The organism is Vibrio sp. V09_P4A23P171, assembly GCF_963875615.1.
GTDB lineage: Bacteria > Pseudomonadota > Gammaproteobacteria > Enterobacterales > Vibrionaceae > Vibrio > Vibrio anguillarum.
Genome location: NZ_CAWNMR010000070.1, coordinates 109,511 through 134,111, shown reverse-complemented (window position 1 = coordinate 134,111; position 24,601 = coordinate 109,511). Strand labels below are relative to the sequence as shown.

The following is a 24,601-nucleotide window of genomic DNA, read 5'->3' as shown; positions in this document are numbered from 1 at the left end:
CGTCCCACAGTTTGGCCTCTCTGCCGCTGATTACATAAAAATATCTGGCAATGGAGAGCCAAGTTTCCAAGGATGTTTGCCCATCATGTCAATAATAATGGGGTAAACCGCAATGAGAGGAAAAAGTCGTGCTTGAAGCCTACCGTAAACACGTCGCAGAGCGTGCTGCCGAAGGAGTTGTTCCTAGACCCCTAAATGCTGAACAAGTCGCAGGACTTGTTGAACTGTTGAAAAATCCCCCTCAAGGTGAAGAAGCGTTCATGCTTGATCTCCTTGAAAATCGAATTCCTCCCGGTGTGGATGAGGCCGCTTATGTTAAAGCGGGCTTTTTAACCGCCATCACTAAAGGTGAGGTCTCTTCACCGTTAGTGAGCCGCGCAAAAGCTGCGCAACTACTCGGAACTATGCAAGGCGGTTATAACATCGAGCCGCTAGTTTCATTGCTTGATGATGCAGAGCTGGCACCGATTGCGGCTGATGCACTATCGCGTACTCTACTGATGTTTGATGCGTTCTATGACGTTGAAGAGAAAGCAAAAGCGGGTAATGCACATGCACAAAAAGTGCTGCAATCATGGGCAGACGCGGAATGGTTCCTTTCAAAACCGGCGCTTCAAGAGAAGATCACGCTAACCGTATTTAAAGTTACTGGCGAAACCAACACTGATGATTTGTCACCAGCGCCAGATGCATGGTCACGCCCAGATATTCCAGTGCATGCACTGGCTATGTTGAAAAATGAACGTGAAGGCATTCAACCCGATAAAGCAGGCAGCATTGGCCCTATCACTCAAATCGAAGCGCTAAAAGAGAAAGGCCATCAGCTAGTCTATGTGGGTGATGTGGTCGGTACAGGCTCGTCTCGTAAATCCGCGACTAACTCTGTTTTGTGGTTTATGGGTGACGACATCCCATTTGTGCCTAATAAACGCGCGGGTGGCTACGTGCTCGGCGGTAAAATTGCACCTATCTTCTTCAACACCATGGAAGATGCTGGCGCGTTGCCGATTGAAGTTGACGTTACCAAGCTTAACATGGGTGATGTGATTGATGTTTATCCATTTGAAGGCAAAGTGTGTAACCACGACACTGGCGAAGTGCTTGCCACGTTCAAGCTTAAAACCGACGTATTGATTGATGAAGTGCGCGCTGGCGGCCGTATTCCACTGATCGTTGGTCGTGGTTTAACGGATAAAGCACGCGAAGCACTAGGCTTAGAAGCGTCAACAGTATTTCGTCGCCCAGTTGCAGTGGCTGATACAGGCAAAGGTTATACACTGGCTCAGAAAATGGTCGGTAAAGCATGCGGCGTGACGGGTGTTCGTCCGGGGACTTACTGCGAACCTAAAATGACCACGGTTGGATCGCAAGATACCACTGGCCCGATGACACGTGATGAATTGAAAGATTTGGCGTGTCTTGGTTTCTCTGCTGACTTAGTCATGCAATCTTTCTGTCATACCTCGGCTTATCCAAAGCCTGTCGATGTTAATACCCACCATACCTTGCCTGATTTCATCATGAACCGTGGCGGTGTTTCACTGCGTCCGGGTGATGGCGTTATTCACTCATGGCTAAACCGCATGTTGTTACCTGATACCGTCGGTACTGGTGGTGACTCGCATACACGCTTCCCGCTTGGCATTTCATTCCCAGCCGGTTCTGGCTTGGTTGCTTTTGCGGCCGCAACGGGTGTGATGCCACTTGATATGCCAGAATCTGTCTTGGTGCGTTTCAAAGGTGAAATGCAGCCGGGCATCACGTTGCGCGATCTAGTGCACGCGATTCCTTATTACGGGATTAAGCAAGGCCTGCTCACGGTGGCGAAAGCGGGGAAAATTAACGAATTCTCTGGCCGTGTGCTAGAAATCGAAGGGGTTGAGCACTTAACGGTTGAGCAAGCGTTTGAACTTTCTGATGCCTCGGCAGAACGCAGTGCGGCGGGTTGTACGGTTAAATTGTCACAAGCCTCAATTGAAGAGTACCTCAACTCTAACATCACTATGTTGAAGTGGATGATCGCCGAAGGTTATGGTGACCGCCGTACTATTGAGCGTCGCATTACGGCGATGGAAGCGTGGCTAGCCAATCCTGAGTTGATGCAAGCGGATAGTGATGCAGAATACGCACATGTGATTGAGATTGATCTTGCTGAGATTAAAGAGCCGATTCTATGTGCGCCAAATGACCCAGACGATGCGCGCTTACTTTCTGATGTACAAGGTACGCCTATTGATGAAGTCTTCATCGGTTCTTGTATGACCAACATTGGTCACTTCCGTGCGGCAGGTAAATTGCTTGAGAAGTTCAATGGTCAGTTAGACACACGTTTGTGGGTTGCGCCACCGACTAAGATGGACAAAGATCAGCTTATCGAAGAGGGCTATTACGGCATCTTTGGTCGCGCTGGGGTACGTATTGAAACTCCAGGATGTTCGTTATGCATGGGTAACCAAGCGCGTGTTGCCGATAAAGCGACCGTTATGTCGACTTCGACTCGTAACTTCCCGAACCGTTTAGGGACCGGCGCGAATGTTTACCTTGCTTCGGCAGAGCTGTCGGCCGTGGGTGCCATCTTAGGCCGCATTCCGACACTGGAAGAGTACCTAGAGTACGCGAAGCAGATCAACGCAACTGCAGCTGACACCTATCGTTACCTCAACTTCCATCGTATGGCGCAATACACTAAAAAAGCGGACAGTGTGATTGTCCAGCAAGCGGTGTAAGAGCTATCCAAGCTAACCTCCTAATAAAAAAGCCACCGATTCGGTGGCTTTTTACCATTCTAGCTTCTCACTCAATGCTGAAATAACATTAGATTAAGTTCGATTGGTGGCTGCAATGCTCCGCCAACAATGACTTGACCCATAATTCATAACGTTGTTCTGTCAATGGAGTTAAAATGAGTGTGAACGTCATATGGTATTCAGCGAAATAGTTATTGCCTGTAAGACAAGCTAAAAACACACGCGACATTACGCGCGGTCATTTCTACGTTTTGCGCCGCTTCGGCAAGGGCTGTAGGCAAGTCGACCGAGCGTGGAACGACACTGAATACCGCATCAATGCCATGTGGGTGAACAACGGCGCAGTCTGCTGACAAGCAGCCTGCAATGCCGATCACTGGCACGGAAAAAAGTTTGGCAGTGCGCGCAACACCGATTGGCGTTTTACCGTGAATGGTTTGGCTATCAATGCGTCCTTCCCCAGTGATGACTAAATCGGCATCCTTTACTACATCGCTAAGGTTCACGGCATCCATCACAATTTCAATGCCCGGACGAAGGCTCGCTCCTAGTAGACCAATCAGCGCCGCACCTAAACCGCCTGCCGCGCCAGCACCCGGCATCTCTTTAACATCACGACCTAATTGCGTTTTGATGATGTTTGCATAATGCGCAAGGTTGGCATCAAGTTGCGCGACCATCTCGGGTGTTGCTCCTTTTTGTGGGCCAAAGACGTGCGAAGCGCCTTGTACGCCGCACAGTGGATTATCGACATCGCAGGCGACCTCCAGTTTGATGTGGGCTAAACGTGGGTCCAGTTGTGTGAGATTAATCGAGGCCAGTTTCGACAATTCACCGCCACCAAAGCCTAATGGATTGCCATCTGAATCAAGCAGTTGAATGCCGAGGGCTTGCGCCATGCCGAGGCCACCATCGTTGGTTGCGCTACCACCAATGCCGATGATGATGTGTTCAACACCTTGATCAAGCACGGTTTTAATCAGCTCACCAGTACCGTAGCTGGTGGTGTTCATAGGGTTGCGTTGCTCTGGCGGCACCAGGTGTAAGCCCGATGCGGCCGCCATCTCAATGATCGCTGTTTTACCATCACCCATTAAGCCATAAAAAGCCTCGACTTGTTCACCTAGCGGCGCCGTCACCGTTGTGGTAACAATCGATCCATTAGTGGCATCAACCAGTGATTGGACCGTCCCTTCACCGCCATCGGCCATTGGTAACTTAATGCAGTGCGCATCGGGCAACACTTGTTTGAATCCATTCTCTATCGCGGTGGCGACTTCCATTGCCGTTAGGCTCTCTTTATAAGAATCTGGAGCAATAACAATTTTCATTTTTTAACACCTTAACTGCGTTAAACAAACAGACCAAATACGCCAAAAATCATCACAGAAATGAAGGCAATCACTAAACCTACTGCCGATTCATAAGGAATTAAGGTAAGACGCTCACGAATGTCCATATGTACCGCTCCGCCCGTGGCGTGGAAGAAACTACCGTGTGGCATATGATCAAGTACGGTCGCACCTGAATGGATCATGGCAGCCCCTGCCAGTGCGGGTACGCCTAGTTCGAGTATAGTGGAGCTAAAGACGCTGGAGGCAACGGCTGTACCTGCGGTGGTTGAAGCGGTTGCCAGTGACATCATTGCACCTGAGATCGGTGCAAGCAGGTAAGAAGGCAACCCAGAAGCGGTCAGTACTTCGATTAAACCGCCTTTAAGACCTGAATTGGCGATGATGCCGGCTAAAGTACCAGTACCAAGCAGCATAACCGCAACCGGAGCCATGCGTGTTAAACCTGAAACCGCGAAGTGGTTAGTGTCTGCAAATCGTCCCATCACGACCGCACCGACTAATCCGCCTAATGGGAGTGCAATTAAAGGATCCACATTGATGCCAGCGATAGGGCGTAGTGCGAGTAACACAATCGCCACTAATGGTGCGATGATCGCTGAGCTAAAGCGGGGGAGCCTAGAATGATCCACCGCAACGACTTCACTGGCGGAGACTTTACTTCCTTTATTGACTAAACGTTTGGCAATCAAGTAAGCCACAATAAGCCCGCAGATCCCAGGAATAATACCTGCCGCCATTACAGAAGTAAGTGGCACGTTAAACGCGTCGGCTGCGGCAATCGCATTAGGGTTAGGTGACATTACGTTACCCGCTTTACCGCCGCCAATCATCGCTAGCAGAATGGCCGCCTTGGAGAGATCGGCACGGCGAGCGATTGCCAGAGCGATAGGAGATACGGTGATTACTGCTACGTCGACAAACACGCCGACCGCAGTCAAAATTAAGGTTGCTAAGGCCAAGGCAAATAAAGCGCGAGTTTCTCCAACCTTTTTCACTATGGTTTCTGCAATGGAAGTGGCAGCGCCTGATTCAATCAATACACCAGCCAAAATACCTGCTGCAAGAATGCGTAGTACTGCGGTCACAATGCCTTGTGCGCCACCAATCATCAGAGCAACGGTGTCGGTCAGCGATACACCGCCGATCACGCCACCGACCAACGCGCCGATGATCATGCCATAGGCGGGTGGTACTTTTTTTAGAATGAGCGTGATAGCCACGACTAATGCGGCCAGAGCTCCGAGAGTTGAAACTTCAATCATCTTCTATATCCATATTTTTTATCAGTGATTGGCTGCAATATAGGGAGCAAAAATAAAAGAGTCTTCAGTCTATTGCACAGATTACTGGCTTTGACGCGACTGATTAATTGTGCAAATGCACAATTTTATGTTTTTATTTGAAGCAAGATAAAGCCAAATAAAGGTGAGTAATGTCATTTAACTGATTGAATTTTAAAGCGGTTACTTGCTCAATTTTTTCAAGCCTATAGCGCAAGGTATTACGGTGAATATGCAGTGTTTGGCAAGTTTGATGAACATCGCAGTTTTGCTCAAAATAATGGCGGAGGGTTTTAATTAATATTCCCTTAGTGTCATACCGTTCCAGCAGGGTATAGGGTTGGCGTAACTGCTCGCGGCTCCATGGCTCATGCTGTACGCTATTGAGCAGTACAGGTAACTTATCATCTTGATAAAAGAAGACGTCTCCCTGTTTATGGTGGGAGGCTTGCATCGTCAACTTGGCGGTTTGATAAGATTGAGCCAGCCCTGAGAGCGTTGGAAAATAATCACCTAGTGCAATTTTGATGGTGAATTTGCCCTCTTTTTTCACTCGCTTCAACAGTTGATTGACTCGTTTAGTTTCGGCCTCTTGTGACCAACCTTTTTCGGTGAGTGAGATGGGTTTTAAAACCACCACTTCGTTGTGAGAAACTGAAATGATCCCCACCAAATTGTCCCGTTCAGGGTATTCCAGCAGATGCACCAACTGCTGTAAGTGTTCTAGCGATAAGGCGGTATCGTTATCTGGGATCAATTTGACCACGGCAGCGATACGCGGCTGGGAAAGATCGAGCCCTAATCGCTCGGCGATTGAATTGAGCTGTGTTTCGTTGAGAGTGGCACCTTGAATTAGTTGTAATAGCAGCTCTTCACGGTGGCGCTTATTCCACTGTACTTGTGCCATCAGTGCGGCTTGTTCAACGATAAGCTCCGCCGTCATTTTGACCAGCTCGCCATAACGGTGAACCTCCGTTGGGTTACCGGAAATTCCAACTACGCCGATCACTCGTTGTTGATAAATGATGGGGAAATTGATGCCGGGTTTAACGCCTTTTAGGTAACTGGCGGTGGCATGATCAATTTCAACCACTCGATTTTCATTGATGGCTAAAATCGCCCCTTCGTGTTTCTGGTGTAAACGAGTGGGATCACCTGAGCCAATAATGCGTCCCTTTTCATCCATTACGTTGACTGAATAAGTGATGATCTTCATCGCTCTTTCTACAATCTGGCGTGCGGTGGTTTCTGTGATCTGCATAATCTCAAGTGGTTTCGTTAGCCATAATCACCGATAATAACAAAGTTATCCGTATCCCCAAGCACCAATATCGAGAACCCGATGGACTACGAATTTAAAAAAAACACCCTAGATGGGAGCTATTACTGCTCTTTTTCGATGGGGCACGAAATTATTGGCCGTTGGCTACAAGAGGAGATCAGCAACGATCTTCCCAAAATAGATCAAGTTATTGCGCTAATGGCAGCATCGAAACGTGCATTTAATCAAGAGCAGACGCTTGAGGGGCAGGAAATCAGCGTGATGATTCTTGCCGATGAGGTCACGGTTCAGGCCAATGTTTTGACGCATGGTGAAGCGCTTGATAGTGACAGTGAGTTTGATTTTTACGATTGTGAAAGCACCGCAAGCTGCGGCATTGATGATTTTGCTTTGATGATCAAGCAGTGGTGCGAATTTGTACGTTACTCACCTGCGGACTTCACTTAGCGCTGCACAAAACTGGTGAAGATTAAACACTTCGCTTTATTTGTGGGAAAGGGTTGCACCTCATTTGTGCAACCCTTTTCTTTTTGGCATAAGAAATGGTTGAAAATCTTTTAAAATCATTAAGTTAAAAAGTTGGCACGCGGCTTGGATTGTATTGATCGTAAACGGACTACTGCTTGTGAGAGGATGCAATGAAACTGATCAACGCGATAATTAAACCATTTAAGTTAGACGATGTGCGTGAAGCTTTGGCCGATGTCGGCATCGAAGGGATGACGGTTTCCGAAGTGAAAGGCTTTGGTCGCCAAAAAGGGCACACCGAGCTCTACCGAGGCGCGGAATATCAAGTCGATTTTCTGCCTAAAGTGAAATTAGAAATAGCGACACAAGCTGAAAATGTCGATCGCGTCATAGAGGCGATCATCAAAGCGGCGCACACCGGAAAAATTGGTGACGGAAAAATTTTTGTGTATGACCTCAGCCAAGCTGTGCGTATTCGTACTGGCGAAATGGACAGTGAAGCACTGTAAAGATTCAAAGGATTGGAGATAACCATTATGGAATTAGCAGCAACGGTAACAGAGCTACGTTACGCACTCGATACGTTTTTTTTCTTGATTTCGGGTGCGTTGGTGATGTGGATGGCGGCTGGCTTTGCCATGCTAGAGGCAGGTTTAGTTCGTTCTAAAAACACCACTGAAATTTTAACCAAAAACTTTTGTTTGTACGCGATTGCCTGTACCACGTATTTAGTGGTTGGTTACAACATTATGTATGTTGATAACGCAGAAGCAGGCTGGCTGCCTTCATTCGGCTCCTTGATAGGTAGTCAAGCAGAAGGCGCGGATCACTCCCTTGAATCAGACTTTTTCTTCCAAGTGGTGTTTGTGGCAACCGCGATGTCGGTGGTTTCTGGCGCTGTCGCTGAGCGAATGAAATTGTGGTCGTTCCTTATTTTTTCCGTCATTTTGACCGCATTCATTTACCCAATGGAAGGCTATTGGACTTGGGGCGGTGGCTTTCTTTCTGCTGCCGGTTTCAGTGATTTTGCAGGCTCTGGTATTGTTCACTTAGCGGGTGCATCGGCGGCGCTAGCTGGGGTCATCTTGTTGGGAGCACGTAAAGGTAAATACGGTAAAAATGGTGAAATTTACCCTATTCCGGGCTCCAACATGCCACTTGCGACTTTGGGTACATTTATCCTGTGGTTTGGCTGGTTTGGTTTTAACGGTGGTTCACAACTAATGCTGTCTGATTTTGAAAACGCAACAGCGGTTGGTCAGATTTTCCTCAACACCAATGCCGCTGCAGCAGCGGGTTCTATCGCGGCTTTATTAGTGTGTAAAACCACTTGGGGTAAAGCGGATTTAACCATGGTACTCAACGGTGCGTTGGCCGGGTTAGTGGCTATTACCGCTGATCCTCTCTCTCCATCACCACTGTATGCGGTAGCGATTGGTGCTGTAGCGGGTGTGTTGGTTGTGTTTAGCATTATTGCCCTTGATAAAGTGAAAATTGACGATCCTGTGGGCGCAATTTCAGTACATGGCGTATGTGGTTTGTTCGGTTTAATGGTTGTGCCAATCAGCAATACTGATGCGACTTTTGGCGCTCAACTACTTGGAGCCGCAGTGATTTTCGCTTGGGTATTTGGTGCAAGCCTTGTGGTTTGGGGCATCCTGAAGGCAACGATAGGCATTCGAGTTTCGGAAGAAGAAGAATTAGAAGGGATGGATATGCACGACTGTGGGGTGGGGGCCTACCCAGAATTCGTGACAATAAAGTAATATTTCCTTACAGATAACCTACCTAAAAACCTGCCGATTAAGGCAGGTTTTTTTATTGATTGAATTGTTTTTCAATCTATCATCAATATAATAACGAAACTGATAAACATTATCATTACCAATTTTAAAGGGAACTAGAAATGAAGAAACTGCTTACTCTGTCTGCGATGGCATGTAGTGTGATGGCTCCGAGCGCGATGGCGGCAGAGGAGGTCAACGTTTACTCATACCGCCAACCATTTTTGATTGAGCCGATGTTTAAAGAGTTCACTCAACAAACGGGCATTAAAGTGAATGTGAAGTTTGCGAAAGAAGGGATTGCTGAGAAATTGGTACAAGAGGGTGAGTACAGCCCTGCTGACGTGATTTTAACCTCAGAATTTAGCCGTCTTTTTGAGTTATCTGAAAAAGGTTTAGTCCAAGCGGTGGATAACAAAACCATTGAAACTAACATTCCTGCCCAATATCGCGATAGCGCAGATGAGTGGTTTGCACTAACAATACGCACCCGTAGCGTCTACTCATCACGCGATCGCGTAGGCAAGCTGGGTGATGACTTCAACTACGCTGACCTCGCGAAGCCTGAATTTAAAGGCAAAATCTGTACTCGTAGTGGTAAGCACCCTTACAACGTGGCGCTGGTTGCATCCATGATTGCAGAGCAAGGCGAAGCGAGCACTAAAGTTTGGCTTGAAGGTGTCAAAGCCAATTTAGCACGTAAGCCTCAAGGTAATGATCGTGACCAAGTTAAAGCGATTAAAGAAGGTTTGTGTGATGTCTCATTGGGTAATAGCTATTATTTAGGGAAAATGTTAGCTGATGAGAAGCAAAAATCATGGGCTGAAGCCGTCTACATCAACTTCCCCGGCCAGAATGCGCAAGGCACGCATGTTAACGTGAGTGGTATGGCGATGGCGAAGTACGCGCCTAACAAAGAAAACGCAGTTAAGCTGATGGAGTTTTTGACCAGCGATAAAGCACAGCACATGTACGCTGACGTCAACTTTGAATACCCAGTAAAAGCAGGTGTTGAGCGTTCTGCACTAGTCGCTTCATGGGGTGATTTTAAAGCGGATCCACTGCCGCTCGAAAAAATTGCCGACAATCATGCCGCGGCAATTAAGCTGCTTGATGAAGTGAAATTTGACCTTTAATCGGTTCTAGGGGTATAACAGTGCCCCTATTCTATTGAAGGGGCATGAGATGTATTTGCAAACGCATTTATGTGTCAGTAAGCCTTATTGTAATTAGGCAATGAAAGAAAAAAATACATTATGGAAAACCAGTAGTGCCAGTGTCACTGTGCTACTGGTTTTGCCGATCTTAGCCATCTTTATTACCGCTGCGGGACAAAGTGATGAGGTTTTTTCTCATCTCATGTCAACAGTGATGCCCACCTATACCTTTAATACCGTCGTATTAACGTTCAGTGTGATGGGGCTTTCTTTGCTATTTGGCATTCCCACTGCTTGGTTAATGGCGATGTGTAAGCTGCCTACCGAACGCATTTTACAATGGGCTTTGGTGTTACCACTTGCGATGCCCGGCTATATTATCGGTTACATCTTTACCAGTTGGTTTGACTACGCAGGCCCAGTGCAAGTGTTACTTAGAGATCTTACTGGCTGGGGCGCAGGTGATTACTGGTTTCCCGACATTCGCAGTTTGGGCGGGGCAAGCATTGTGCTTGCGCTGGTGCTTTATCCATATGTTTACCTACTGTGCCGTGCAGCATTCATGGAACAAAACGTCTCCTTATTGCAATCCGCTCGTCTATTAAAATGCTCTCCGTGGCAGAGTTTTCGTCTGATTTCACTACCGCTTGCACGGCCCGCGATGGCGGTTGGCCTCTCCTTAGTGGCGATGGAAACGGTGGGTGATTTTGGTACGGTGAGTTACTTTGCCGTTAATACCCTAACGACTGCGGTGTATGACACTTGGCTCGGTTATTCTAATTTGAATGCGGCAGCGAAAATATCCGCCATCATGTTGGTGATTGTATTATTACTGCTGAGCGCAGAGCGCTATAGCCGTCGTAAACAGAAATTATTTCAAAGCCAATTTAACAGCCATGAAGATTTTCGCTATCAGTTGCAAGGGTGGAAAAAATGGGCCGCTTTGTGTTGGTGTTGGGGGCTAGTTGCGCTCGCGTTTCTTCTGCCTTTATTGCAGTTGGTCTCATTCGCTTATCACTATTTTGCGAAAAGTTGGACTTCGGAGTTCCAAGACTTTGCGATCAATAGCTTAACGGTTTCGTTGACGACAGCGCTGGTGGCGGTGTTGATTGCTTTGGTCGTGAATTTTTGCCATCGGTTGAACGCCAATGGGGTGACTTTAGCCTTTATGCGCTTGTCTTCTATGGGTTATGCGGTTCCCGGAACCGTGCTAGCGATTGGTGTGATGGTTCCGGTGCTGTTTATGGATCATTGGGTCAATGATGTTGCTAAAGCGATGCAATGGGGGCGACCGGGTCTTATCTTTTCTGGTTCGATGTTTGCTATTATTTTTGCTTTAGTGGTGCGTTTTTCGGCCGTGGCGATTGGTAGCATAGAAAGTAGCCTCAATAAAGTCTCACCTTCTTTGGATATGGCGGCTCGAACTATGGGTTATCGATCGAACGCTATGCTGTGGCGAGTTCATCTGCCATTGATCCGCCGTGGTACGCTTATCGCTGGGTTGTTGGTGTTTATTGAGTCAATGAAAGAGCTGAATGCCGCTTTGTTATTGCGTCCGTTCAATTTCGAAACCTTGGCGACCTATGTTTATAACTACGCATCGGATGAACAATTAGAAGTGGCTGCTTTGCCTGCGATACTCTTGGTCGCGGTTGGTTTAATTCCGCTTATCGTCGTTAACCGTTCACTGGAGCAAAATCACTGATGAGTTGTGCGCTGTCTATCCATGATTTGACTTGCAAATATGAAAACCAAACGGTTTTACAATCACTGTCGCTGGAAGTCAAACAGGGAGAAATCGTCTGTTTATTAGGAGCAAGTGGTTGTGGGAAAACGACCTTATTGAAAGCTATTGCGGGTTTGCTGCCGCTTAGCTCTGGGGTGATGAGCCTTAATTGTGTGACGATTGACGATGGTCAACATTGGTTGCCACCGGAAGCGCGAAACATAGGGATGATTTTCCAAGATTATGCGCTGTTTCCTCACTTAACTGTTGCGGAAAATATCGCGTTTGGATTGCGTCAACTCTCTCAAACCGAGCGCAAAGCAAAAGTCGAAGAGATGTTGGCGTTAGTGCACTTAGCGGAGCTGGGAGATCGTTATCCTCATCAACTATCAGGTGGGCAGCAGCAGCGAGTGGCGATTGCTCGCTCCTTGGCGTATAAACCGGATCTACTACTGCTTGATGAGCCGTTTTCCAACATCGATACCCAAGTTCGCCATGAGTTGATCGGTGAAATTCGCAACATTTTTAAAAAGCAGGGTGTGACGGCTATTTTTGTGACCCATAGCCGCGAAGAAGCTTTTGCTTTTGCTGATAAAATGGCGGTAATGAACCACGGTGCCATTGAGCAATATGGCACCGCATCAGAGCTGTACTACCAACCGTCGAGTAAATTTGTGGCCGATTTCTTGGGTGGTGGAAGTTATTTAAGCGCCAAACGAATTTCAGAATGGCAATTTGAGACCGATTTAGGTGTGGTTGACGCCAAAGCTCAGCAACCCATTGAGCTTGAAGCCAAATGCGAATTACTACTGCGGCCACAACACATTCAAATTAGTGCGCAGCAAGAGAGCAAAGTCCGCGTGTTAGAGCAGCAATTTATGGGCGATCACTGCCGTTATGTGATTGATGCGTATGGCAGTAAGTTGCTGGCGAGTTCTTCACAGCCGTTGAGCGTTGGGCAAAATGTTGCAGTCAGCATTGATACGCAAGGTGTGTTGGCTTTTTAAAAAAAGCCCGGCATGACGCCGGGCAAGTGTTCTTCATCGATATACCTACAACCTCTTCATACTGTGCGGGTATAGCGACTCAAATTTGAGTCGAAGTGGGTAAAAGCTATAACGATAGAAAATCTTTCACCTGTTGAAGAACACGTTCTGCAGTGTCTTTATCCGCCATTTCAGCAAAAATGCGTAGCAATGGTTCAGTGCCAGAGAAACGAGCAATAACCCAGCCGCCGTTTTTAAAGTAGACTTTGGCTCCGTCTTCGTAACTGACTTTCTCAATCTCATACTCAAATTGAGGCAACTGTTTCTCAACGTAGATTTTGTTATACAACGACTCTTTTTGTGCGGCCTTAAATTTGCAGTCACCTTCTGCGGTGTAGGCGTAACCGTATTTCGCGTAAATTTCCCCCAGTAATTCGGAGAGTTTTTTACCTGTCACGCTGATCATTTCAACCAACAAACTCGATGCAAAAACCCCATCTTTACCTTTGATGTGTCCACGAATGGTTAAACCGCCGGAGCTTTCACCACCAATCAGTGAATCATCCGCTTCCATTTGTGAGCTGATGTGTTTAAAGCCAACGGGGACTTCAAAACTTTTCTCATCGTGGTCAGCGGCAATTTTATCCAGCAGGTGGGTGGTGGCGATATTACGCACCACGGATCCTTTCCAACCCTTATATTCAAGCAGGTAGTAGTAAAGCAGGATCAGTACTTCATTAGGATGGATGAAGTTGCCTTTCTCATCAATAATACCAAGTCGGTCTGCATCGCCGTCGGTACCTATCCCAATATCGTAACCTTCTGCGGCTACTAAATGTTTGAGACGATAAAGAGTCGCTGCATTAGGGGAAGGCATTAAACCGCCAAAATCGGGGTTTTTGCCATCATTGATCACATCCACATCGCAGCGGCCATTGATCAGAACCGTCTGCAATGCATTTTTCGCGACGCCAAACATAGGGTCAATCAACACACGCAGGTTGGCTTTTTTGATCGCTTCAATATCGATAAAGTTGATGATTGAATCGACAAACTCATTCATTGGATTGATGATGACAATCGATTTATCTTGCAGCGCTTGTTCAAATTCGACGTGTTTTACATCGGCAAGCGTCAGTGACGCGATTTGCTGTTCAATTTTTTGCGTGATCACCTCATCAGCGTCTCGTCCACCTTCAATGAACACTTTAATGCCGTTGTAGTCCGCAGGGTTGTGGGATGCCGTAATACACGCCGAATAGGCGCAATTCATTTCTTTGGCCTTGAACATCACAATAGGGGTAGGAACAAACTTATCGATAAAACTTACCACCACGCCATTCGCTGCTAAGACTTGCGCAAACCAACGTGCGGCTTTGTCAGAAAGAAAGCGGCGGTCGTAGCCGATAACGAACCCGTTGTTAGCCACATTTTCGTGGTTAATGATGTTGGCAAGTGATTGAGCCACTAGACAGACGTTGTCTTTGGTAAACTCTTCACCAATAAAGGCGCGCCAGCCACCTGTACCAAATTTGATCATAATAAAATCCTTGTGGGACGAATGTTGAGCCTCAGCTCCTTCGTGCTGAGGCTCAAATCGCGTTAACCGAGAATAACCACTACATCGTTGACAGTGCCTTGTGCCATGACAGGAATCACGCCTTCTACTGCTTCGCCATTCACTGTGATTGTTTTCACCCCTTTACTGACGGAGTTCGGGTTTTGCACTGTGATGTTGTAAGTCGCGCCGCGCCATTGGCGAGTGACTTCAAAACCAGGCCAATTGGTTGGAATGCATGGGTCGACGACGAGGCCATCAAAACCGACACGAACACCCAAAATGAAGTTGGTGACGGCAAAGTAGGCCCAACCAGACGTACCTGTTAACCATGGATGGTTTGCACGGCCGTGATCTTGGTGATCTCGTCCCATAATGAACTGCACGTATGAGTAAGGTTCGGCAACGCGCTTTTCAATGATGTCGTTTTGGTTATAAGGGTTTAATGCGTCGTAGAACTTCATGGCTCGATCACCACGGCCAAGCTTCGTTTCTGCAACCCATGCCCAAGGGTTTGGATGTGAGAAAATAGCGCCATTTTCTTTAACACCTTGATAAACACGAGTAACGAAACCGATGTCATCATTAGGGGTTGAGAAGGAAGGTGCGTTCAGATGTAGACCGTATTCGGAGAATAGATTCTCATCAACGGCATCCATCGCTTTTTCACCACGCTCTTGCGACACTGCGCCCGATAAGACGGCGAGTGTGTTTGATTCAAGATGAACTCGACCTTCAGTTTGCTGAGCGGTTCCTATCTTGTCGCCATTTTTCGTCAGGCCACGGATATACCAGCCGCCTTCTTCATCCCAAAGGTGAGTTTCACAAGCTTCACGTACGTTCGCCGCCATTTCGGTATATTTCGCAACATCCTCTGCATTGTCACGGTATTTTGCAAGGTCGATAAACTCTTGCAGCGCCCAAAAGTGGAGGAAAGAAACCATAGATGATTCGCCACCACCTAAGTTCAAGCAATCGTTCCAGTCAGCACGTAAACCTTTGCAGATACCTGTTTGCCCTACGTATTCTGCTGAGAAGTTAAGCGCCGCCTTCATGTGTTCGTAAACCGTTGCATTGCCACCATCGGCGTAAGGGATCACTTCATCAAAGAAGGATGTTTCACCCGTTTCCATCACGTATTTACAGATGGTTGGAACGAGCCAGAGATGATCGTCAGAACACGTATCTTCAATGCCGTGGATCTTATCTTCATCACTTGGTGTTGGTACAACGGTTGGTGATTTTGATGGTTTGACATCCGCTTTTTCCGGATCAAACCAGTCAGGATCAAATAGGTGTAGGCCATAGCCCGCTTTGACTTGACCACGAAGCAGATCAACCAAGCGTTTACGGGTCATCTTCGGGTTTGCGTGCGGTACTGAAATGGCATCTTGCGCCGTATCACGGTAACCAAGGCCAGTACGACCGCCCACTTCAATGAAAGAGGCAAAGCGAGACCACACCACACACGTTTCCGCTTGATAAAGCGTCCAAGTGTTGATCATGGTATCAAGGCCTTCATTCGGTGATTTTACTTGGAATTTCGCACAACGTTCATCCCAATGCGCTTTGATCCCAGCAAAAGCGGCATCGACATTAGCCAAGTCTTGGTACTTAGCACGCAAACGCGCGCCATTGCCTTTACCAATTCCCAAAATATAAGCAAAGCGAACTTCTTCACCCGGTTGGATCACAAATTGTTTGTGCAGCGAACCGCAATGGTTGTAGCAGGTTTGCGCGCTGTTCGAGCAGTGACCACGTTCTACTGCAATGGGATTGGCTTCGTCACGATACAAGCCGAGGAAGGTATCGCGTTGTCCATCATAAGAGTCTGGATCAAACGTCGAGGCTAAGTAGTAAAAGCCTTCGAAATCATTGGTGTTGTAGTAAAGATCGTACTCAATCACACCCGCGTGATAAGCGGTACCTGCAGAGTAAAGCGACATCTGATGGTTTTGGTTATCGGATTGAATGTGACTAAAAGAGAATTCAACAAACGAAAAAGCGCTGATAGTGCGAGTCTCAGTGGAATCGTTTTTAATGACGACATCCCAAATTTCAGCATCTTCGCCTTTCGGTACAAAGAGAGTTTTAGTGGCAGTAATGCCGCTGTATTCACATTTGAATTTGGAGTAAGAGAGGCCGTGGCGGACTTCATATTTCGCTTCTTCTAAGCTTTTTGCTACGGGTTGCCAAGAAATAGACCAATAGTCGCCAGTTGCATCGTCACGTAAGTAAACATAGTGCCCGGGGCGATCAAAAGAAGCGTTCGGGCGAAATTTGGTAACACGGTTATATTCTGGTGAATTGTAAAAAGAGTAACCGCCCGCGTTATGAGAGATCACGGTGCAGAATTTTTCTGTCCCTAAGTAGTTGGTCCAAGGCGCTGGAACGTCAGGGCGTGTGATGACATATTCACGATTGTCGTTATCGAAATAGCCGTATTTCATTGTCATTTCCTTTTAAACAAACTGCGTCTTTTGCAGCCAAAAATTATGCTAGTGAAAACTAAGGAGAGGTAATGCCGACTCCAAGTGTTGTGTTTATTTCCATGGTGCTCGGTAACGGATGCCTTGCTTGTCCAGCATAGGCAGATGTCCTTTGAGCCGTGACAGATAATCTTGCCAATCACGATGCACTTTATGAGTCCATCCTGCTTCGGCGAGTGCAGTTAAGCGTGGGTAAATCATGTATTCCATACGCTGTGGGTTATTGATTAATTCACACCATAAAGCGCACTGAATACCGAGAATTCGCTTACGGAGCGGATCGTTTTCGGGCACTTCGGCTAAAGGTTCATAGCGATAGGCTTTTTCTAATGGGGTAACACCAGCCCAGTCAACGCCCGGTTCTTCTGGCGCATAATCTTGAGCAATATCCAGATACGTGTACTGACCGGGTTGTAAAATTACATCAAACCCTTGTTTCGCGCAGTTCAATGCCGCCGCTTCAGAAAGCCAAGAGTAGATAACGGTATCTTTACTGACCTTATTGCCATGATGTGCTTCTTCCCAGCCGACCATGCGCTTGCCAAGCGTACGCAGTTTTTGTTCGGCATAACGTAATAAGTGTCCTTGCAACTCTTTGGCCTCGGTATAGCCATTGTCTGCCATCAGTTGTTGACATTTAGGGCTGTTAATCCAGACCCCATCGGGCACTTCGTCGGCACCAATATGGATAAAGGGGGATGGAAATAGCTCAGAGACTTCTTGCAAGACGATATCTAAGAACTCATACGTACCTTCAAGGGCGGGGGAGAGGACGTTATCGTTATAATATTGAATGCTGCGATAGTGTGATTGATCCTCTTTATCGGCCAGCAGATGAGGCAGAGATTTGATCGCGGCGCGGCAATGTCCGGGAACATCAATTTCAGGGATCACTGTGATACCACGCTCTTGAGCGTATGCGATAACCTCTTTGATCTCTTGTTGTGTATAGAAACCACCGTGGCGCTGCGTTAACAAGCTGTATTGAGGTTCGAGCACTTCATCAACCCCTCGCCATGCACCGATGTCGGTGAGTTGTGGCAGTGCTTTAATTTCGATACGCCATCCTTCGTCATCGGTCAAATGCCAATGGAACGTATTGAATTTGTAATGCGCTAATTGGTTAATAAGCCGCTTAACTGTCTCGATTCCATGAAAATGGCGCGCACAATCGAGCATCATGCCTCGGTACTTAAAGCGTGGCGCATCACTGATTTTGACGCAGGGGACTAACCACGATTGATCTTGAACTTGAATCAACTGCAACAGGGTCGCGCTAGCATACATAAAGCCTTGATGGCCACTCGCCTCTAAGCGAATGCCGGTACGATCGACGTTGAGTTGATACGCGCCCTCGTCAAAGGTCGGGTTAGTGCGGTAGATAATATCAGCGCTGCCAATGGGTTTGGGCTGAAAATCAAATATACGGTTGAGTTCCTGTTGTAACCAAGTCGCAGCTTGCTCAGCGCATGTGGATTGCAAGGTAATCTGGCTCGAAGTTGTTAAGGTGTAATGCCCTGTGCCGGATTCAATCTTGTTTGGTAATGGAATGAGACTGAGGCTCGCGGCTTCTGTTGTGGGTATTTCACTGCGCTCACGATAAGGCGAGGCGAGAGCAATCGGAGTTACGATCACATCATGACGTTCGAGCGGTTGCTCACCATTGCATTGAACAAAAGCGTGCTTTACGCCATCAGTGTAAAAATGGAAAGGGGCGGTTTTGATGCTAAATTCACAGTAAAAATGTGAGTTTGCAGCAAGCACGGTCATATCTGGCGTTAATGAGCAGAAACTGCCTATTTGCACTACGTTGCCATGGGTGATGCTGTCTGGCTGAATGAAGCGATCAATCACAAAATGTAACGACCAGTCTTTTAGGTCTTGATCGCTTAAGTTATGGAACGTTAAACCAAAACGGCAAAATTGCTTCTGTTCTGAGAGTACCGCAAAGTCAATTCGATAGCTCATAGTGATTCCTTAATACAAATTATGCTCGGCTTTGCCGGCAAACATAATCGCGCCTTCGATAGCGTCGAATTGAGGTTGAACAATCCACTGTTGTACCGGTGGAGAAAGCCAATACAAGATACGCTCTGCAATGCTACCCATGAGGCAGATCCGCTTGGCTCCTTTGTTATGAAGAGCGACAAGAAACATTTCGATGTCTGCCGCGGTTTGTTTGAGAAGCTCGATCGCCAGCGCATCACCTTGTTGCGCTAGAGAAAAAATAACGGGAGAGAACTGGCCATAGTCGCGTGGGAGTGCAGTTTTTGACCATTCGACAATCTGATCAACATCGTGGTTAAAATGTTGCATCACATGAGCGCTTAATAATGAAGGCTCGCCGATGCCATCCTCAATGAGCAGCACGCGCTGGATTAGGCGTAAACTCATGATGGCACCACTGCCTTGATCGGATATGGGAAACTCACGTCCACCGACCACATGCTGCTGCCCTGCGTGTAAAAATAGGCCACAAGAGCCCGTTCCCGCGATCATAATTGCGCCATCGTCGCCATTATGAGCACCAATACAGGCACCGTAAGCATCTGTGTTGAGCGTTAGTGAAGCAAAAGGATGTGTCTGAGACATAAACGCATGCCATGCGGATTTTTGTTCTGCACCAGCCAGAGCAAGACCCACGTGCATCTGAGCAAAATTCTCTTTCGTCAGCCCGCTTTGGTGCGCCGCTTGAGTAATTGCATCAATGATTGCCTGCATGGCAAGTTCCACACCCAATAAAATATTGGCGCTACCGCTTTTCGCTTCACCTAACAGCGCGCCTTGCTCGTTGCGGATGCGTGCGCGACATGATGTGCCGCCTCCATCAATACCGACATAATAAAAAGTCATGATTGCCTCTCTAAGTCTGGTGTTGAGAAGTGGCAAAACTGGGTTGTGATGGCCAGCAGATACCAAGCACCATGAGGAATCCATTGCTCAGCCCAACGCCAGTTTTGCAGCATGTCATCCTTCTGTTTCGCTGGGTTAAAAGCGATATCTTCTTCATCTTCAAAACCGCCTGTAATGCCATTACACACTCCCCCTTTGGCGTTAAAAAAGCCTAAATGGGGTAGGTAGTCTGGATTGTTGCGACCGTGCCCATCGAGCATGCACATATCGTATGGATTTAATCCGATAATCCAGTTCAATGCATTTTGTGCAAAGGTGGTTAAAGGGGCATGCAGATCCGCGTTGACGAACGCTTGGGCGCGATAAGCCATACACGCGAGCGATCCTAAACGCGCATTTTCGCCTTGCCACCAGTAGCCGGATTCATTGTCGTGAGCGACAAAAAATGCGCAGCGTTTGTCGCCATTCACTGGTTTTACATATTGGCGTGGGTAGCCAAATGGGTTACTGACTTGATGAGTGATGGTGAGCTCAAAGCGGCAAGCATTCTCAATCACTTGAACGACTGATTGTTTGCGGTGTTCTTCTGTTTCAATCTCGAGATATTCGCACAGTGCAATCACTGGTAGTCCAGCTTCGGCGGCGTGATAATAAGGACGAGAGGCATCACTATTGGCTGCCCAATAATGAGCGATGTTAGCGTCGCTGTGTTGATAAGCGCATAACCTTTGTGCCCAAAGACGACACTCAAGTAGATAATTTGCTTGATGAGTTGAGCGGTAGAGTTCGACCGATGCAAGCAGAGCGCAATAGGCATCAATGATGTTTTCTTGGCCATCGTCGAGATAGCGCGTGTTATTTTCTTTTAAATGCCAGTAACCATGCTCCGCCGCTGTTAAATAGTGTTCTGAGGTGAAATCACCGTGAACATCTAAACGTGCTGCCACCGCAAGAGCGGCAATCGCAATACCGCCCCCTTGACGAAATCCTGCTTGATAATCGTCAGACTTGTGGCCGGATTGAGTAGCATAGGCGCAGATCTCTCGCTGCTTAATGTCCTTGCTCCATTTGTCAAAGACCGTTGTATAAAAGAACCCCTCGGAGTTTTGCATGCGGATCAGAAAATCAGCACCAAATAACGCCTCTTCCTTAAGGCGAGTGCGAGAAAATGCAGCAAAACTCGAGTGGTGTTCTAGTTGTGCCAATCCCTTTAGCATATTCCAAACCACCATTGGGGTTTGTTGAGGGTTTAAATAGTTGGCGTAAGAAAGGTGACTCAGATACTTACTGACGTCACCGGAAGCGTCGTACCAGCCACCGTGTACATCGGCAGTGGTTGATGTACCAAGCAGTGGTACGAGCTTATCTTGCTGGTCGAAAATGCCACCACAACGTTGTGATTTGAAGTAGTGCAATACATCAGAAAACGTTTTTTTCATCAGTATCCCTTCACCAATTTCAAAAATAGGGGAGTGGGTATTTTCAAAACGCAGGTAATACTGTCCTGAAGTGGTGTATTGAGAAAAGTCGATCGTATAAAAGCTACCTAAATGCCAATGTGCGACTTTAGCTTGTGGTTCAACAACGAAAGTCGACACCGTTTGATGGCTGTTTGCACAAACAAGCAGGGCGATATCGGAAGAAACACGGAGCGTGTTACTCACTAGTATCGCCTGTTTTGGCCCTTGTGGCTCATAACCAATATGGTTAATCAGTAGCAGCATTAAACATCTCCAAGCCAGATCTTTGATTTCTCGTCAGCACTCAACCCGTCGGGGGCGTGTGCTGAGTTTGTTTTATATTTTTACCTAAGGTATTGAAACCGATGAGGTTATGTCAGCGGCTTCAATACATTAAGGTGTGCGTTAGTGATTATTCAAATAAGTAACAACGAACAAAGTGGTTATCAGACAACTGAGTCACCGCTGGAAGTTGTTCACGACATTTGTCACTCGCCTGCATGCATCGACCAGCAAAAGGGCAGCCTGTTGATACCGGGGTCCAAAGTGGAATTTCGCCTTTGTTCCCTTTGAGCTTCTCGTGTATCGATTTACTAGGATCGGGCACCGCGGAAACCAATAGTTGGGTATATGGGTGCTGAGGATCGTGAATGATCTCTTCGGTATCGCCCCATTCCACCATATGTCCGACGTACATGACGGCTAAGTCTTCGGCGATGTAGCGTGCGGTGGCGATGTCGTGCGTGATATAAAGCAGCGACATCTGCTTTTCAAACTTCATCTCTTCCATCAGGTTGAGAACACCCGCACGAATCGACACATCCAACATGGAGGTTGGTTCATCAGCCAGTACCACTTCGGCACCAACCGCGATATTACGCGCTAAGTTGACACGTTGGCGCTGTCCACCAGACAACTGGTGCGGATATTTCGCGGCTGTTTCTTTTGGGGGAATAAGGCCGACTTGTTCCAGTAAATCGTGAACGCGTTCTTCTAACTCTCTCTTATTACCTGACGTCACTTTTTTATGGATAAGCAGTGGACGAGCAATATGATGAAAAATGGTATGAGTTGGGTTGAGTGAGCCAAACGGATCTTGCCATACCATCTGGACGCCTTCGCGATAGTGCATCAGGTCACTGCGTGAAGTGATGTCTAAAATATCGCGCCCTTTGTATTCAATTACACCGGATGTTGGGGCGTACATTTTGGCAATCATTTTAGCGGTTGTTGATTTGCCAGAGCCTGATTCACCCACGACAGCCAAGCCGCGGCTTTTGAACATTTTGAACGATACGTCGTTGATCGCTCGCATCATAGGTTGTTTTAGGGTGTTACTGTTGATTGGAAAATCTTTAACTAGATTTTTCCCCTCAACCAGTAATTCACCGAAATTTTTGCTCATAATTGTCTCCAGAAATTTTTGTAATACAGCTTGTGCTCTACAGTTTCACTTGAGCAATTGGGTCACCGTAAAGGTGGCAACTGGAGAAGCGTCCAAGCTCTATTTGGCGCAAACTCGTTGGAATTTTGGTGCAAGCTTCATGTACGCGATCGCAACGAGCTTGGAAACGACAACCTTGAGGTATATCCAATAAGTTCAACGGGTTACCTGGTATTCCAGTTAACTTCGTTTTAGGGCCTGTCAGTGGAGGGAAAGAACTACCCAGCCCTTTGGTATAAGGGTGGAAAGGGCTTTCCAGAATCTGTTTAGAAGGAGCCACTTCAATTAATTCACCGGAATACATGATGCCAATTCGATCGGAGAACTCGACCATCAACGACAAATCATGGGTGATGAACAAGATAGAGAAGCCAAACTCTTCTTTCAGCGCATAGATTTTTTGCAATATTTCACGTTGGACAACCACATCAAGTGCCGTAGTGGGCTCATCCATAATGATCATTTTAGGATTGAGCGCGAGAGCAATTGCAATCACCAAGCGCTGACGCATACCCCCAGAGAATTGGTGTGGGTAATCGTTTAAGCGACTTGGGTGAATATCGACAATTTCTAACAAACCTTCAGCGCGGCGTTTAGCTTGTTCACGAGTCATGTTGGTATGGCGCATGATCACGTCACAAAATTGTTCTTCCATCGTCAATACTGGGTTCAAAGCGTTCATCGCACTTTGAAACACCATCGACATTTGGCTCCAGCGAAAGGATTGCATGCGTTCATCGCTGTATTTAATGATATTTTCACCATTAAAAATCACTTCTCCACCAGTGATAAACGCGGGCGGCTTATGCAGACGCATCAGTGAAAATGCGATGGTTGATTTACCACAGCCAGATTCACCAGCAAGGCCAAATACTTCGCCAGGTGCGATGTCAAAACTGACGTTGCTGCATGCTCGAACATCACCGGCGTCGGTAATGTAGTCAACGCATAGGTTACGGATTGAAATAAGTGGGTTTGTCATGATTATTTATCTCCGCTCCAAAGTGCATTTTGTGGTGGCAGGTCAGGCTGACGCTCTTTCTTATCTTGCTCTGCGAGTTTTTTCCAACGCTTCATTCCTTTGTGTGAACGCAGTTGTGGGTTGGCAATTTCATCGACCGCAAAGTTCAGTAAAGCCAGACCAGTAACGAGCAGAGTCAAAGCAATACAAGGCGCAAGCAGTTCCCACCAAGCGCCAATTAGCATAGAAGAGGACGTTTGAACGTTGTACAACATGATGCCCCAACTGATGGTGTTTGGATCGCCAAGACCAAGGAAGGAGATGGTCGCTTCCATCATGATGGCGTACATCACTGAACCGATGAAGCTAGCGCCAACGATGGAGATGAGGTTAGGTAGAATCTCAACGAAAATGATGCGCCATGATGATTCACCCAAGACTTCCGCCGCTCTGACAAATTCTTTTTCACGCAGTGCGAGGGTTTGTGAGCGTACGACCCTAGCGCCCCAAGCCCAGGAGGTGCAGCCAATGATGAGTGCAATGGTTAATGGGCCGGCCTCTCCAATAAATGCCGCGACCACGAATAAAAGAGGATATTGCGGTATCACCAGCATGATATTCATAGCGGCGGTTAGAATGTCATCGACCTTACCGCCAAAGTAACCGGCAGAAACACCAATCACAGTCGCAAGAAAACAGACGGTCATTCCTGCGCCAAAACCCACGGCGAGTGAGACTCGTGCGCCATACACCACTTGTGACCAAACATCGCGTCCCATACGAGAGGTGCCTAGCACATGGTCTTCACCTTTTGAGAGTAGTAAGGTGCGGCGGTCAGTCGCCAAGTTTTCAGCAATCCAGCCATTCGGATCTGCTTTAGCGGCTTTGACGACGAACGATGGGTACTCGTGTGGATTTCCGGTACGTTTATCTGGCGCATGTTTGGTGATCAGTGGCGCAGCAAGGGCGATGAATAAAAATAGGCCCAAAATAATGACACCGACCATGGCAACGGTATTGCCGCGAATGAGTTTAATGAGATCTTTCATGA

Annotated in this window: 18 protein-coding genes; 7 read left to right on the top strand and 11 right to left on the bottom strand. The window is 47.2% G+C overall.

Annotated elements, in window-relative coordinates:
• Positions 1–128: 128 nt before the first annotated feature.
• Positions 129–2,726 carry a bifunctional aconitate hydratase 2/2-methylisocitrate dehydratase gene (acnB, locus tag AACT23_RS16545; protein WP_013857657.1) on the top strand — a complete coding sequence of 866 codons (2,598 nt, stop codon included), beginning with the start codon at positions 129–131 and terminating at the stop codon, positions 2,724–2,726.
• 212 nt (positions 2,727–2,938) lie between these two features.
• On the opposite strand, the gene AACT23_RS16540 is transcribed toward acnB, so the two are convergent.
• The 3 genes from AACT23_RS16540 to AACT23_RS16530 form a co-directional block, all read right to left on the bottom strand.
• Complete coding sequence (locus tag AACT23_RS16540) at positions 2,939–4,078, bottom strand: glycerate kinase (RefSeq protein ID WP_094128764.1); 1,140 nt, start codon at positions 4,076–4,078, stop codon at positions 2,939–2,941.
• A gap of 20 nt (positions 4,079–4,098) precedes the next feature.
• Positions 4,099–5,364 carry a GntP family permease gene (locus AACT23_RS16535; protein ID WP_013857655.1) on the bottom strand — a complete coding sequence of 422 codons (1,266 nt, stop codon included), beginning with the start codon at positions 5,362–5,364 and terminating at the stop codon, positions 4,099–4,101.
• Positions 5,365–5,497: 133 nt separating this feature from the next.
• A complete protein-coding gene (locus AACT23_RS16530) occupies positions 5,498–6,643 on the bottom strand; it encodes a sugar diacid recognition domain-containing protein (protein WP_013857654.1) in 1,146 nt (381 codons plus the stop codon).
• A gap of 81 nt (positions 6,644–6,724) precedes the next feature.
• On the opposite strand from AACT23_RS16530, the gene AACT23_RS16525 reads away from it, so the two are divergent.
• From AACT23_RS16525 to AACT23_RS16500, 6 genes are all read left to right on the top strand, one after another.
• The gene (locus AACT23_RS16525) at positions 6,725–7,111 is read left to right on the top strand and encodes a YacL family protein (RefSeq protein WP_010317535.1); all 387 of its coding nucleotides are present in this window, start codon (positions 6,725–6,727) and stop codon (positions 7,109–7,111) included.
• 191 nt (positions 7,112–7,302) lie between these two features.
• The gene (locus AACT23_RS16520; protein ID WP_010317537.1) at positions 7,303–7,641 is read left to right on the top strand and encodes a P-II family nitrogen regulator; all 339 of its coding nucleotides are present in this window, start codon (positions 7,303–7,305) and stop codon (positions 7,639–7,641) included.
• 27 nt (positions 7,642–7,668) lie between these two features.
• Positions 7,669–8,898, top strand: a complete 1,230-nt coding sequence (locus tag AACT23_RS16515; protein WP_026028234.1) for an ammonium transporter — start codon at positions 7,669–7,671, stop codon at positions 8,896–8,898.
• 140 nt (positions 8,899–9,038) lie between these two features.
• Positions 9,039–10,052, top strand: coding sequence for a Fe(3+) ABC transporter substrate-binding protein (locus AACT23_RS16510; protein ID WP_013857651.1), 1,014 nt, complete (start codon positions 9,039–9,041; stop codon positions 10,050–10,052).
• Positions 10,053–10,152: 100 nt separating this feature from the next.
• Positions 10,153–11,778 carry an ABC transporter permease gene (locus tag AACT23_RS16505; protein WP_094128761.1) on the top strand — a complete coding sequence of 542 codons (1,626 nt, stop codon included), beginning with the start codon at positions 10,153–10,155 and terminating at the stop codon, positions 11,776–11,778.
• Positions 11,778–12,806: an ABC transporter ATP-binding protein gene (locus AACT23_RS16500; RefSeq protein WP_094128758.1), complete on the top strand. Its 1,029-nt coding sequence runs from the start codon at positions 11,778–11,780 to the stop codon at positions 12,804–12,806. Before AACT23_RS16505 ends, AACT23_RS16500 begins: the two co-directional genes overlap by 1 nt.
• 106 nt (positions 12,807–12,912) lie before the next feature.
• Here the strand turns inward: AACT23_RS16500 and AACT23_RS16495 are convergent, their stop codons facing one another.
• The 8 genes from AACT23_RS16495 to AACT23_RS16460 all read right to left on the bottom strand — a co-directional run bounded on the left by AACT23_RS16495 (position 12,913) and on the right by AACT23_RS16460 (position 24,599).
• Complete coding sequence (locus tag AACT23_RS16495) at positions 12,913–14,325, bottom strand: phosphoglucomutase/phosphomannomutase family protein (RefSeq protein WP_013857648.1); 1,413 nt, start codon at positions 14,323–14,325, stop codon at positions 12,913–12,915.
• Positions 14,326–14,387: 62 nt separating this feature from the next.
• Positions 14,388–16,793 carry a GH36-type glycosyl hydrolase domain-containing protein gene (locus AACT23_RS16490; RefSeq protein WP_026028235.1) on the bottom strand — a complete coding sequence of 802 codons (2,406 nt, stop codon included), beginning with the start codon at positions 16,791–16,793 and terminating at the stop codon, positions 14,388–14,390.
• Between the two features lie 93 nt (positions 16,794–16,886).
• Entirely contained in the window at positions 16,887–18,800 is a 1,914-nt protein-coding gene (locus AACT23_RS16485; RefSeq protein WP_094128755.1) for a beta-N-acetylhexosaminidase, read from the bottom strand.
• A 9-nt stretch (positions 18,801–18,809) separates the two neighbouring features.
• Positions 18,810–19,685 carry an N-acetylglucosamine kinase gene (locus AACT23_RS16480; RefSeq protein WP_094128752.1) on the bottom strand — a complete coding sequence of 292 codons (876 nt, stop codon included), beginning with the start codon at positions 19,683–19,685 and terminating at the stop codon, positions 18,810–18,812.
• Complete coding sequence (locus AACT23_RS16475) at positions 19,682–21,409, bottom strand: glycoside hydrolase family 9 protein (RefSeq protein ID WP_094128749.1); 1,728 nt, start codon at positions 21,407–21,409, stop codon at positions 19,682–19,684. Before AACT23_RS16475 ends, AACT23_RS16480 begins: the two co-directional genes overlap by 4 nt.
• A gap of 148 nt (positions 21,410–21,557) precedes the next feature.
• Positions 21,558–22,550 (bottom strand): ABC transporter ATP-binding protein, encoded by a 993-nt coding sequence (locus tag AACT23_RS16470; protein ID WP_013857643.1) that lies wholly within the window; start codon positions 22,548–22,550, stop codon positions 21,558–21,560.
• A gap of 37 nt (positions 22,551–22,587) precedes the next feature.
• The gene (locus tag AACT23_RS16465) at positions 22,588–23,571 is read right to left on the bottom strand and encodes an ABC transporter ATP-binding protein (protein ID WP_013857642.1); all 984 of its coding nucleotides are present in this window, start codon (positions 23,569–23,571) and stop codon (positions 22,588–22,590) included.
• A 2-nt stretch (positions 23,572–23,573) separates the two neighbouring features.
• Complete coding sequence (locus AACT23_RS16460; protein ID WP_013857641.1) at positions 23,574–24,599, bottom strand: ABC transporter permease; 1,026 nt, start codon at positions 24,597–24,599, stop codon at positions 23,574–23,576.
• Positions 24,600–24,601 lie beyond the last annotated feature (2 nt).